The organism is Hydrogenophaga sp. ZJX-1 (assembly GCF_048590325.1).
GTDB lineage: Bacteria > Pseudomonadota > Gammaproteobacteria > Burkholderiales > Burkholderiaceae_C > Hydrogenophaga.
Genome location: NZ_JBMBRA010000002.1, coordinates 519,838 through 532,672 on the forward strand (window position 1 = coordinate 519,838; position 12,835 = coordinate 532,672).

A 12,835-nucleotide genomic window follows, 5' to 3' on the forward strand; every position below is an offset into this window, starting at 1 on the left:
CCGGAACATAGCGGCGCACCCCGGGGGTTTCAAGACCCCGGCGTTTGAGTTGCGTCAAACCGCCGGCTCACAGGTTCTTGCAAGTTTCTTCAACCCACGGTGAGGCACGCTGTCCTAAACTGGCGCGCATGAACGCACCCACCGCCCCCGCCGAAGTCACCCGCGCCGAGCGCGCCGCCCGCCAGGCCGAGGTGGTGCGCGCCCTGCAGGCGCTACTGCCGGCGCACGCCCTGCTCTGGCAGGCCGAAGACACCGTGCCCTACGAATGCGACGGCCTGACCGCCTACCGGGAACGCCCGCTGGTGGTGGCCTTGCCCGAAACCGAAGCCCAGGTGGCGGCTGTGCTCAAGGCCTGCCACGCGCTGGAAGTGCCCGTGGTGGCGCGCGGCGCCGGCACCGGGCTCTCGGGCGGCGCCATGCCCCACGCGCTGGGCGTCACGCTGTCGCTGGCCAAGTTCAACCGCATCCTGTCCATCGATCCGCGCTCGCGCACCGCGGTGGTCCAGGGCGGTGTGCGCAACCTGGCCATTTCAGACGCCGCCGCGCCCCACGGTCTGTACTACGCACCCGACCCGAGCAGCCAGATCGCCTGCACCATCGGCGGCAACGTGGCCGAAAACTCGGGTGGCGTGCACTGTCTGAAATACGGCCTGACGGTGCACAACGTGCTGCAGGTGCGCGGCTTCACGATCGATGGCGAGCCCGTCAGCTTTGGCGGCGAGGCGCTCGACACCCCGGGTCTGGACCTGCTCTCGCTGGTGATCGGCAGCGAAGGCATGCTGGCCGTCACCACCGAAGTCACCGTCAAACTGGTGCCCAAGCCCCTGCTGGCGCGCTGCATCATGGCCAGCTTCGACGATATCCAGAAAGCCGGCGACGCCGTGGCCGCGGTGATCGCAGCCGGCATCATCCCGGCCGGGCTGGAGATGATGGACAAGCCCATGACCGCTGCGGTGGAAGACTTCGTGCACGCCGGCTACGACCTCAACGCCGCCGCCATCCTGCTGTGCGAAAGCGACGGCACGCCCGAAGAGGTGGAGGAAGAAATCGGCCGCATGAGCGCCGTGCTGCGCGATCACGGCGCCACCGCCATCGCGGTCAGTCGCGACGAAGCCGAGCGCCTGCGTTTCTGGAGCGGGCGCAAGAACGCGTTCCCGGCCAGCGGCCGCATCAGCCCCGACTACATGTGCATGGACTCGACCATCCCGCGCAAACGCCTGGCCGACATCCTGATCGCCATCGGCGAGATGGAACAGAAGTACGGCCTGCGCTGCGCCAACGTGTTCCACGCCGGCGACGGCAACCTGCACCCGCTGATCCTGTTCGACGCCAACGACCCCGACCAGCTGCACCGCTGCGAGCTGTTTGGCGCCGACATTCTGGAGACCAGCGTCGCCATGGGTGGCACGGTGACTGGAGAACACGGCGTCGGCGTGGAAAAGCTCAACAGCATGTGTGTGCAGTTTTCGCCAGAGGAGAACGCGCTCATGTTCGGCGTGAAGCGTGCCTTTGATACCAAAGAATTACTGAACCCCGGCAAGGTCATTCCCACGCTGCAACGGTGTGCCGAAAACGGCAAGATGCTGGTGCGTGGCGGCCGGCTTTCATTCCCGGAACTGCCGCGCTTCTGACCGGCAAATCTCACAGCGCGCGCAGCAGTGCCTCGGGTACAGTAGTGCGCGATGAGTGCACACCCCCCTGAAACCGGCCACAACGCCGTTGCCGCGACATGCCACGAGGCTCGGTCGGAGCGCGAGCTGGAACTGCTCCGGGAGATCGAGGCGCTGCGCCAGGAGAACCAGCACCTGCGCCAGTCGTATGCACAACACCTGGGTGACCACAGGAACGGGCGGGCGAGTCTGCCGCTGCCGCTGAACCTCACGGCGCGCACGCTGAACGGGCCCGACAACCCCCTGGAGGCACAGCTGGAATACGAGGCGCTTTTTGCGGCACTGGCCGGCGCCTTCCCGATCGGCATCTTCCGGATCGACGCTGGCGGCGTGCTCACCCATGTGGACGAGTCCCTGCAACGCATCTTCGGTTTGCAGGCCGAGGCCTTCCCGGATTTCGGCTGGCTCAAGCAGGTGCATCCGGACGACATTGATCGGGTCCGGCACGAATGGACCGCGGGTACCCAGAACCGGAAACCCGTCAGTGTCGAGTTGCGCCTGCTGCGTCCTGGTCAGGACTTCGCGCACGTGCTGGTGCGCAACGCACCCCTGCAAGACGCGAACGGTCAACCCATCGGGCAACTGGGTTTCGTGCAGGACATCACCTCGCTGCGCGCCCTGCAGGCCGATGCCCGGATCAAGGATGAGCTCAACCGGCAGATCATCGCCAGCAGCCCCGATTGCACCAAAGTGCTGGACCTCGGGGGTCGGGTGGTGCAGATAACCGCCCAGGGGTGTCGCCTGATCGAGGTGGACGATTTCGAACAGGTGCGCGGCAGCGACTGGACCCAATGGTGGGGCGAAGAGAGTGCCGTGCTCGCACGCGCGGCTGTCGAGAGCGCGGGTCGGGGCACAAGCTCCCGGTTCGTGGCCTTTGGCATGACCTTCAAGCAAACCCCCAAGTGGTGGGACACCACGGTCTCGCCCATCAACGACGAGAAGGGCCAACCCGCCATGCTGCTGGTGGTCTCGCGCGACATCACCGAGCAACACCTGCAGCAGGAAGAAATCCGCCAGCTCAACACGCAGCTGGAAACCCGCGTGCGCGAACGCACCGACGAACTGGCCCAGGCCAACGCGCGGCTGCGTCAGACGCTGCAGGAAGCCCAGGCCCTGTACAACCAGGCGCCCTGTGGCTACTACTCGCTGGACCGCAATGGCACCGTCCAGATGATCAACCAGACCGCGTTGAACTGGCTGGGCCGCGAACGCGAGGACGTGGTCGGCCGCCTGAGCTTCCGCGACCTGGTCGATCCCTCGCAACTGGTCAAGCAGAACGAGCGCCGGCAACAGCTGGAAAGCACCGGTCACCTCGAACCCGAAGAAGTGGCCTTGCGACTGCCCGATGGCCGCGCCTTCGTCGGCCTGGCCTCCAGCACCGTGGTGAGGGACGAACAAGGCCAGTTTGTGCGCACCAACAGCACCCTGATCGACATCACCGAGCGCAAGCGTGCGGATGCCGCCCTGCAGGCGCAGCGCGACTTCCTGCAGAACATCACCAACAGCATCCCGGTCCAGCTGGCGTTTTTCGACCGGAACCTGATCTGCCGCTTCGCCAACGCCAGCTACGCGCGCTGGCGGACCGACCTGCCCGAGCGGTTGCTGGGCCTGCACCTGAGCCAGATCGCGCGACCGCAGGACTACGAATCGGCCAAGCCGCAGCTGGCAATGGCCTTGCGGGGCGAGACCCAGCAGTTTGAAGGCGAGCGGACTTTTCCCGACGGGCACCGTTTCTACGCCAGCATCGAATACACGCCGTACTGGCAACAGGGTGAGGTGCAAGGCCTGTTTATCCAGATGCACGACATCACCGAGCGCAAGGCCAGTGAAGACCAGGTGAAGCGGACCAACCAGCAGCTCCAGGAGGCCCTGGAACTGGCGCAAGGCCTGTACGACCATGCGCCCTGCGGTTACCACTCGCTGGACATCAACGGCACCTATGTCTCGATCAACGACACGGAGCTACAGTGGCTGGGTTACGAGCGCGAAGAGGTCGTCGGCATCAAGACCTTCCGCGACTTCATCCTGCCCAGCCGGACGCCGCTGCTGGAAGACCGCCTGCAACGCCTGATCCAGGACGGCAAGCTGGAAGGGGCCGAATACGAAATGCTGCGCCGCGATGGCACGCACTTTCACGCGCTGCTGTCGTCCTCCGCGGTGCGTGACGCCAGCGGCCGGTTCTTGCGCAGCAACACCACGGTGGTGGACATCACCCCCCGCAAGACAGCCGAGATCGCCCTGCGCGAAAACCAGCGTTTCCTGCAGACCATCACCGACCACGTGCCGGGCCTGATCGCCTACCTGGACTCGATGCTTCGTTTTCGCTTCGCGAACGTCGAACACCTGCGCATCTACGGCATGGATCCGGAAAAAATCCTGGGCCTGCACGTCAGCGAATGTGTGCCCCCCGAGGTCTGGGCAGAGATCGGCCCGCGCATGGATGCCGCGCTGGGCGGTCAGACACAGCACTTCGAAACCTGGCGCAAGACCGCCAGCGGCGAGCCGATCTTCGTCCGCGCGACCTACCTGCCAGACGTCCACGAAGGCCTGGTGCAGGGCGTGTTTGTGCAGATCATCGACATCACCGATCGCAAGCGGGTCGAGGAACGTGTCAGCCAGCTCAACGACGAACTGGAACTGCGCATCCGCGAGCGCTCCATGGAGCTGCTGGAGAGTGAACAGCGCTTCCGCCTGATGGTGGACAACCTGCGCGAGTACTGCATCTTTTTCCTGGATGCCGATGGTTGCATCACCGACTGGACCGACAGCGCCCAGCGCATGGAAGGCTACTCACCGTCCGAAATGCTCGGGCGGCACTATGCCCTGCTGTTCCGGAATGGCGGACCCGACAAAGCATTGGCGAGCGCCAACCAGATGCTGCGCATGGCGGCCTCCCGCGGCCAGCACGAACTGCACAGCTGGCATGAACGCAAGGACGGTTCGCGGTATTTTTCGCATTCGCTCCTGATCGCCCTGCGCGACGACAGTGGTGAACTGCGTGGTTTCGCCAAGATCAACCGCGACATGACCGATGCCAAGCGGCTCGACGACCTGATGCGCAACATCAACGATGAGCTGGAGAACCGGGTGACCGAACGCACCGAGCAGCTGCTCGCCGCCAACAAGGATCTGGAGGCGTTCTCCTATTCGGTGTCGCACGACCTGCGTTCGCCACTGCGCCACATCTCCAGTTTTGTGAGCCTGCTGGACGAGCATCTGGGCGAACGCGGCGATGAGACCACGCAGCGCTACCTGAACACGATCGGCAACTCGGCGCGCCACATGAGCCAGCTCATCGACGGTCTGCTGGCCTTTTCCCGTCTCGGGCGCTCGGCGGTCAACCTCACCGCGGTGGACTTCGCCATGCTGGTGGACGCCGTGGTCAACCAGCTTGCGCACGACACCGGTGGGCGCGTGGTCGACTGGGTGGTTGCACCCGATCTGCCGGTGGTCCAGGGCGACGCCCTGCTGCTGCGGGAGGTCTGGGCCAACCTGCTGGGCAACGCCTTCAAATACACCCGCCCGCGCGAACGGGCCCGCATCGAGATCAGCTGGAGCGTGGATCCCGCCGTGGGCTACACCTTTGACGTGCGTGACAACGGCGTGGGTTTCGATACACAATATGCGCAGAAGCTGTTTGGCGTTTTCCAGCGCCTGCACCGCGCGTCCGAGTTCGAGGGCACGGGCATTGGTCTGGCGCTCACGCGGCGCATTCTGGAGCGCCACGGTGGTAGCATCTGGGCAGAAAGCCAAGTGGGCGAAGGCAGCGTGTTTCATTTTTCGCTCCCGTTTGAAGGTGTCAGCCCGACAGACTTCGGGCGCGACTCCATCCCTTCCGTCCTGGAACCATGAACAAGAACGCCGAAGCCATTCTTCTCGTCGAAGACAACCCGGACGATGCCGAGCTGACCAAGCTGGCTTTGGCGCGACACGGGCTGGACGGACGTGTCACCCATGTTTCCGACGGCATGCAGGCGCTGGACTACCTCTACCGCCGCGACGGCTTCACCGATCGCTCGGGCGGCAACCCGATCCTGGTCCTGCTGGACCTGAAGATGCCCTTGCTGGACGGCATCGGCGTGCTGAAGGAAATCAAGAGTTCCGAGCACCTGCGCAACATTCCCGTGGTGGTGCTCACCTCGTCAACCGAACCCAGTGACCTGCAACGGGCCTACGACGCCGGCACCAACGCCTACATCGCCAAGCCTACCGAATTTGCGCAGTTCCTCAGCGCCATGAAGCACGTCTGCGAGTTCTGGGTCAACATCAACCAGCCCGCGCCCCAGAGCGCCAGCGCTGGCGTGCGGACCACCAGCAGTTTCGGCGAACTCGCCTGAACGGCGCGTCTGCCCGTTCTGCGGCGGACGGCTCCCTGCTCACCAGGTATCGATAAAACGCGAGAGCGCGGAGGTGTCCGTGCGCGCGCTGGCCAACCCCTGCGCCAGCCAGTGGCGGGTGTCTGCGGGGTCAATCACGGCATCGACCTCCAGGGTGGTCGCCATCTGGATGGCCGAACCGTTGGCCACCTGGCGCGCCAGCAATTCCTCGAACAGCGCCTGCCGCTGCGGTCCGTCCGGCAAGGCCTCCAGCTCCTTGCGGTAACCCAGCCGCACCGCACCCTCCAGCCCCATGGCCCCGAATTCACCGGTGGGCCAGGCCACCGTGAACACCGGCGCGTGAAAGCCCCCGGCGGTCATGCCCATGGCGCCCAGGCCGTAGCCTTTGCGCAGCACCACACTGAAAAACGGCACCTGCAGATTGCTCGCGGTCACGAAAAGCCGGCTCACGTGCCGCACCTGGGCCCGCGCTTCCATGGCCGGCCCGACCATGAAACCCGGCGTGTCGACAAGGCTGACGATGGGCAGGCCGTGCGCGTTGCACAGCTGCATGAAGCGCGCCGCCTTGTCGGCCGCATCGGCGTCGATGGCGCCGCCCAGGTGCAACGGGTTGTTGGCCATCAGTCCCACGGGCCGGCCTTCGATGCGCGCCAGCGCCGTGTGGATGCCCAGGCCGAAACCCGCGCGCAGCACCAGCAGGCTGCCCTGATCCACCAGCCCGGCCATCACCGCGCGGGTGTCGTAGACGCGCAACCGGTTCTCCGGCACGAGGTCGCGCAAGGCGTGGGCGTCGGGTGCGATCCAGTCCTTCACCCGGCCCTGAAAGAACGACAGGTAGTGGCGCGCCGCGGCCACCGCCTGCGCCTCGTCGTCCACCAGCAGGTCGATCACGCCGTTGGCGTGTTGCACGTCCGAGGGACCGATGTCCTCCGGCCGGAACACGCCGAGGCCGCCGCCTTCGACCATGGCCGGACCACCCATGCCGATGTTGCTCTGGCGGGTGGCGATGATGACGTCGCTGCACCCGAGCAGGGCCGCGTTGCCCGCGAAACAGCGCCCCGCCGCGATGCCCAGCACCGGCACCCGACCCGACAGGCGCGCAAAGGCCGCGAAGCTGCCGACGTGAAGACCGGCCACGATGGGCATGTCGGTGTCGCCCGGCCGCCCACCGCCGCCCTCGGCGAACAGCACCACCGGCAGCTTCTGGGCCAGCGCGATGCCCAGCAGGCGGTCGGTCTTGGCGTGGTTGCGCATGCCTTGCGTGCCCGCCAGCACGGTGGCGTCGTAGGCCATCACCACGGTGCGCGACGGTTCGGCGCCGAAGATCAGGCCGTTGACCGAACCGATGCCGGCCACCATGCCGTCGGCCGGCGTGTTCGCGATCAGGTCTTCTTCCGAACGGCGGCTGCGCTGCGCGGCCACCGCGAGCGCACCGTATTCGATGAAACTGCCGTCGTCGCACAGGTCGGCGATGTTCTCGCGCGCCGTGCGCAAGCCCAGCGCGTGGCGTCTGGCCACGGCCTCGGGGCGGGCCGCATCAAGGGTCTGCGCCGTGCGTTGGGCGAGCCGCTGCAGATCGGCCCGCCGGAAGGCGGCTGGCTGCGCCCCCTCCGGTTCGGGTGCGATCGCATCAGCAGCCGGTTGCCCCTGCACCATGGGCTCCAGGCGCAGCAGACCGGCGCCCTCGTCCACCGTTTCGCCTTCGCTGAAGAAACGTTCGACCACCCGCCCGACCGCTTCGGCGCGCAGCTCGTGCTCCATCTTCATGGCTTCCAGGATCACCAGCGGATCCCCGGCACGCACCGTGTCGCCGGGTTCGACGAGCCATTGCACGAGCTGGGCTTGCAGGGGAGAGCGCACGGTGGTCATGCGCGCATTGTGGCTATCGAGAGGTCGCCAGCGGTCATGCGGGCGACACCCGGTCGGCTCAGGGTCAGTGGGGAGCCGGTCCCGCAAACAACGCCACGTTGCCGCCAGCCGCCGTGGTGTTGATGGTCAGCGTCTGCTCGGCGCAGAAACGTTGCAGGTAGTTGGGGCCGCCGGCCTTGGGGCCGGTGCCGCTCAGGCCCTCGCCACCGAAGGGCTGCACACCCACCACGGCGCCGATCATGTTGCGGTTCACGTAGACGTTGCCCACGCGCGCCGCCGTGGCCAACGCCTGGGCGCGGCTGTCGATGCGCGTCTGGATGCCCAGCGTGAGGCCGTAGCCCAGCGCGTTGATCTGGCGGATCACGTCCATCGGATCGCCACCCCAGCGCACCACCTGCAGCACCGGGCCGAAGATCTCGGCTTTCACGTCGGCGATGCTTTTCACCTCGAACATCTGGGGCGGGATCAGGTTGGGCAGTGTGGTTTCCGACGCGGCTGTGGGCAACAGCGGCCGGGCTTCGGCGTGCAGGCGCTTCAGGTGGCGGCCGATGCCGTCGAACGCCTCGGCGTCGATCACCGGACCGAGGTCGGTCGCCAGTGCGGCCGTGCTGCCGACCACCAGTTCTTTCGCCGCGCCCTGGATCATCTCGATCACGTGGTCGGCAATGCCTTCGTGCAGGCACAGCAAGCGCAGCGCCGAGCAACGCTGGCCCGCGCTGCGGAAGGCGCTCTGCACCACCGCGTCGGCCACCTGCTCGGGCAAGGCCGTGCTGTCCACCAGCATGGCGTTGATGCCGCCGGTCTCGGCGATCAGCGGCACGATGGCGCCGTCCTTGGCGGCCAGCGCGCGCTGGATGATCTTGGCCACCTGCGTGGAGCCGGTGAACACCACGCCAGCGATGCCGGCTTGCGCCACCAGCGACCCGCCCACGGTCTCGCCCGGGCCGTGCAGCAACTGCAGCGCATTGGCCGGCACACCGGCGGCGTGCAGCAGCTTCACCGCTTCGTGCGCCACCGCCGGGGTCTGCTCGGCCGGTTTGGCCAGCACCGTGTTGCCGGTGGCGAGCGCCGCAGCGACCTGGCCCATGAAGATGGCGAGCGGGAAATTCCAGGGGCTGATGCAGACCCAGGCGCCGCGCCCTTCCAACCGCAGCACGTTGCTCTCGCCTGTGGGGCCGGGCAAGGTTTGCGGGGCCATCACACGTTCGGCGTCGTTGGCGTAGAAGCGCAGGAAGTCCACCGCCTCGCGCACCTCGGACAACGCGTCGCCCCAGGTCTTGTGCGCTTCTTTCACCAGCAGGGCGCAGAAGCGCGGCAGCTGCTGTTGCAGCGCATTGGCCGCGCGGCGCAAGGTGGCTGCGCGCTCGGCCACCGGGGTGTGGTTCCAGCCGGCGAAGGCGGCCACGGCTTGGGCAGACGCTGCGTCCACCTCGGCGGTGCTCGCCTCGGCCACGACGGGCACCGGCGTGCTGGCCAGTGCGGCGAGCAGCGGCTCTCGCATCGAGGCCACCGCGAGGTCCAGGCCCTGGCTGTTGGCGCGCTTCGCGCCGTACAGGTCGGCCGGCAGCGGCAGCGAGGGCTGAGGTTCGAGGCGCAGCGGGGAGATCAGCAGTTCGTCCATGCCCACCGACTCGTCGGCCAGTTGGTGCACGAAAGACGAGTTGGCGCCGTTCTCCAGCAGGCGGCGCACCAGGTAGGCGAGCAGGTCGCGGTGCGCGCCCACCGGGGCGTAGACGCGGCAGGCCACGAGCGGGTTCTTCAGCACCTCGCGGTAGATGCCTTCGCCCATGCCGTGCAGGCGCTGCAGTTCAAACGGCACGCCATGGCGCGAGGCCATCTGCAGGATGGCCGCGATGGTGCCCGCGTTGTGCGTGGCGAACTGCGGATAGATCGCGTCGGGCGCGTCCAGCAGCGCGCGTGCGCAGGCCAGGTAGCTCACGTCGGTGTGGTGCTTGTGGGTGAATACCGGGTAGGTTGGCAGGCCCAGCTCCTGCGCGCGCTTGATCTCGGCGTCCCAGTAGGCGCCCTTGACGAGGCGGCACATGAATTTGAGCTTGTACTGGCGCGCCAGCGCGGCCACGTGTTCGATCAGTTCCACCGCGCGGCTTTGGTAGGCCTGCATCGCCAGGCCCAGGCCGGCCCACTGCGGGCAGTGCTCGGCCACCAGCTGCGCCAGCGCCTCGAACACGTCAAGCGAGAGTTCGAGCCGGTCCACCTCTTCGGCGTCGATGGTGAGGTTGAGGTTGGCCGCCGCTGCCGCACGACAGAGCATCCACACGCGCGGCACCAGTTCTTCCATCACACGCTCGTGCTGCACGTCTTCGTAGCGCGGGTGCAGGGCGCTGAGCTTGATGGAGATGCCGTCGTTGTGCGCGGGTGCACGCGCCGGGTCGGCGGTGCGCGCGATCGCGGCGATGGCGTTTTCATAACTCGCCAGGTAACGCAGCGCATCGGCATCGGTGCGCGCACCCTCGCCCAGCATGTCGAAGCTGAAGCGCAGCTGGTCCAGCTTCTTGCGCGCCGACGCGGCTTCTTTCATGCCCTCTTCAATGGTCTGCCCCAGCACGAACTGGCGGCCCAGCAGCTGCACTGCGCGCAGCGTGGCGGCCACCACGGTCTTGGCGCCGAGCTTGGCCATCAGGCCGGGCTCCTGGCCAGCGCCGGGAAGGAAGTGTTTGGACATCGCAATCGCCGTGGACGACAGGCGCGCCAGCGTCGAGTCGGCGGCGCCGTCAAAGTCCGCCCGGCCCAGCTGGTCCGCAGTGAGCGCGATCGCGGTCTCGGCATCGGGCACGCGCAGCAGCGCCTCGGCCAGGCGCATCAGGGCCAGGCCCTCGGCGCTGGAGATCGGGTATTCCTTGAGCAGGCTTTCCATCGCCCAGAACGGCGGCGGGTTCTCGCGCACGGCACGCACCCAGGGCGCGGCCACGGTGGCGGCGGCGGCCCAGTCGAGCGCGCCCTGGAGCGCGGCCAGGCGCTGGGCGACGATGGCGGTCTCGGGCCGGTAGGGGGAAGGCAGGCGGTCGGTGGTGCGGGGCATGGAAGTCTCCGGGAAACGGCTCGGTGGGTGAATCCCGTGATGTTGCCGATTCGTTTGATGAATTTCTGGCTGTTTTTTTGCTGTTGACCGGATAATTCACTACCCATGACTGAAACCACCTACGGCATCGACCGCATCGACCTGCGCATCCTGAATGTCCTGCAGGCCGACGGCCGCATCGCCAACCTGAAGCTGGCCGAGGCCGTGGCGCTCTCGCCCACGGCCGTGCTCGCGCGCACCCAGCGTCTGCAGCGCGACGGCTACATCCTGGGCTACGAGGCGCGGCTGAACCCGCTCAAGCTCGGTCGCGGGATGATGGTGTTCGTGGAGGTGTTGCTGGACCGCACCACGCCCAACGTGTTCAACGAATTCAAGGCCGCGGTGCAGGTGCGCGACGAGATCATGGAATGCCATATGGTGGCGGGCGGATTCGACTACCTTCTCAAGACCCGCATGGCCGACATGGCCGCCTACCGCGACTTCGCCGGCAGCGTGCTGTGGCAACTGCCCGGTGTGCGCGAGACGCGCACCTACGCGGTGATGGAAGAGGTCAAGAACAGCAGCCGCCTGCCCCTTTGACAAGCGCCAACGGCCGGCGACAATGCCCAGCACCCTTTTTTCTGGAGCCCTCCATGCCCAAAACCTCCCGTCTGCTGTCCTGCCTGCTGCTGTGTTCCGCGAGCGCCTTCGCGCAAACCCAGGCGCCCGGCCTGTGGGCCGTCCAGAGCAAGATGGGCGGCAATCCCGAGATGGACAAGGCCATGGCCGAGATGCAGAAGCAGCTGGCCAGCATGCCGCCGGCCCAGCGCAAACAGATGGAAGCGATGATGGGGAAAAACGGCATCGGCGCGGCCCCGGGTGGCGGCTTCTCCCTCAAGGTCTGCATCACGCCCGAGATGGCGGCCCGCGCCGAGATGCCCTCCCAGACCGAGGGCCACTGCACCAACACCATCACCTCCCGCAGCGCCAGCGCGCTCAAGATGAAGTTCGTCTGCACCAACCCGCCGTCGTCGGGCGAGGGCACCTACGTCTTCAACGGCGACAAGGCCTACACGATGAAAATGGTGATGCAGTCGGCCCGCAACGGCAAGCCGGAAACCATGACCATCGAAGGCCAGGGCAAATGGCTGGCTGCCGACTGCGGCGCGGTCAAACCGCCCAAGGTGCCCGCAGCGCCTGCCAAGTAGATCTCAAGCCTTGGGCCGGCTGCCGAACACGGCCCGGCCCACCCGGACCATGCTGGAGCCCGCCGCCACGGCGGCTTCCAGATCGTCGCTCATGCCCATCGACAGGGTGTCGAGCCCGAAGCCCCGGGCATTGAGCGCATCGAACAGCGCGCGGGCCTGCAGGAACACCGCCCGCTGGGCTTCAAAGCCGGCCGCGGGCTCGGGAATGCACATCAGCCCGCGCAAGCGCAGCTGGGGCAAGGACGCCACCGCTTCGGCCAGCGCTGGCAGTTCGGCGGGCGCCACGCCCGACTTGGTCGGCCCGCCGTCCACATTCACCTGCAGACACACCTGCAGCGGTGCCATCCCGGCGGGGCGCTGCTCGCTCAGGCGCTGGGCAATCTTGAGCCGGTCCACCGACTGCACCCAGTCAAAATGCGCCGCCACCAGGCGTGTCTTGTTGCTCTGGATGGGGCCGATGCAGTGCCACTCGATCGCGGCGTCCGGTCGGGTTTCGCGCAGAGCCAGGATCTTCTCCACCCCTTCCTGGATGTAGTTTTCGCCAAAGGCCCGCTGCCCCGCCGCCAGCGCCTGGGCCACCGCATCCGGACCAAAGGTCTTGGACACCGCCAGCAGCGTGACGGCGGTCACATCCCGGTCGGCCCGGGCACACGCTGTGGCGATGCGGCCTCGTACCTGTTGGAGATTGTCTTCAATCGTCGTCATAATCAGTCTGTAACACCAACACTGCAC

8 protein-coding genes are annotated in these 12,835 nt (G+C 67.0%); 5 read left to right on the forward strand and 3 right to left on the reverse strand.

Features of this window, described 5'->3' with window-relative positions:
- The first annotated feature begins 128 nt into the window (after window positions 1–128).
- The 3 genes from ACN5W5_RS07235 to ACN5W5_RS07245 are packed head-to-tail and all read left to right on the forward strand — an operon-like array spanning window position 129 to window position 6,007.
- Window positions 129–1,631 (forward strand): FAD-linked oxidase C-terminal domain-containing protein, encoded by a 1,503-nt coding sequence (locus tag ACN5W5_RS07235; protein ID WP_420047856.1) that lies wholly within the window; start codon window positions 129–131, stop codon window positions 1,629–1,631.
- Between the two features lie 51 nt (window positions 1,632–1,682).
- Window positions 1,683–5,522 carry a PAS domain-containing sensor histidine kinase gene (locus tag ACN5W5_RS07240; protein WP_420047857.1) on the forward strand — a complete coding sequence of 1,280 codons (3,840 nt, stop codon included), beginning with the start codon at window positions 1,683–1,685 and terminating at the stop codon, window positions 5,520–5,522.
- Window positions 5,519–6,007 carry a response regulator gene (locus tag ACN5W5_RS07245; protein ID WP_420047858.1) on the forward strand — a complete coding sequence of 163 codons (489 nt, stop codon included), beginning with the start codon at window positions 5,519–5,521 and terminating at the stop codon, window positions 6,005–6,007. The genes ACN5W5_RS07240 and ACN5W5_RS07245 overlap by 4 nt, the downstream gene beginning before the upstream one ends.
- Window positions 6,008–6,046: 39 nt before the next feature.
- On the opposite strand, the gene ACN5W5_RS07250 is transcribed toward ACN5W5_RS07245, so the two are convergent.
- On the reverse strand, window positions 6,047–7,867 hold the full coding sequence (locus ACN5W5_RS07250) for a carboxyl transferase domain-containing protein (protein ID WP_420048170.1): 1,821 nt from the start codon (window positions 7,865–7,867) through the stop codon (window positions 6,047–6,049).
- 73 nt (window positions 7,868–7,940) lie between these two features.
- Window positions 7,941–10,916: an L-glutamate gamma-semialdehyde dehydrogenase gene (locus tag ACN5W5_RS07255; protein WP_420047859.1), complete on the reverse strand. Its 2,976-nt coding sequence runs from the start codon at window positions 10,914–10,916 to the stop codon at window positions 7,941–7,943.
- Window positions 10,917–11,021: 105 nt separating this feature from the next.
- On the opposite strand from ACN5W5_RS07255, the gene ACN5W5_RS07260 reads away from it, so the two are divergent.
- Together ACN5W5_RS07260 and ACN5W5_RS07265 are read left to right on the forward strand one after the other, a co-directional pair.
- Entirely contained in the window at window positions 11,022–11,495 is a 474-nt protein-coding gene (locus ACN5W5_RS07260; RefSeq protein ID WP_420047860.1) for an Lrp/AsnC ligand binding domain-containing protein, read from the forward strand.
- Window positions 11,496–11,548: 53 nt separating this feature from the next.
- Entirely contained in the window at window positions 11,549–12,103 is a 555-nt protein-coding gene (locus ACN5W5_RS07265) for a DUF3617 domain-containing protein (RefSeq protein ID WP_420047861.1), read from the forward strand.
- Between the two features lie 3 nt (window positions 12,104–12,106).
- Here ACN5W5_RS07265 and ACN5W5_RS07270 read toward each other — a convergent pair whose 3' ends face one another.
- On the reverse strand, window positions 12,107–12,808 hold the full coding sequence (locus tag ACN5W5_RS07270; RefSeq protein WP_420047862.1) for a YggS family pyridoxal phosphate-dependent enzyme: 702 nt from the start codon (window positions 12,806–12,808) through the stop codon (window positions 12,107–12,109).
- Window positions 12,809–12,835 lie beyond the last annotated feature (27 nt).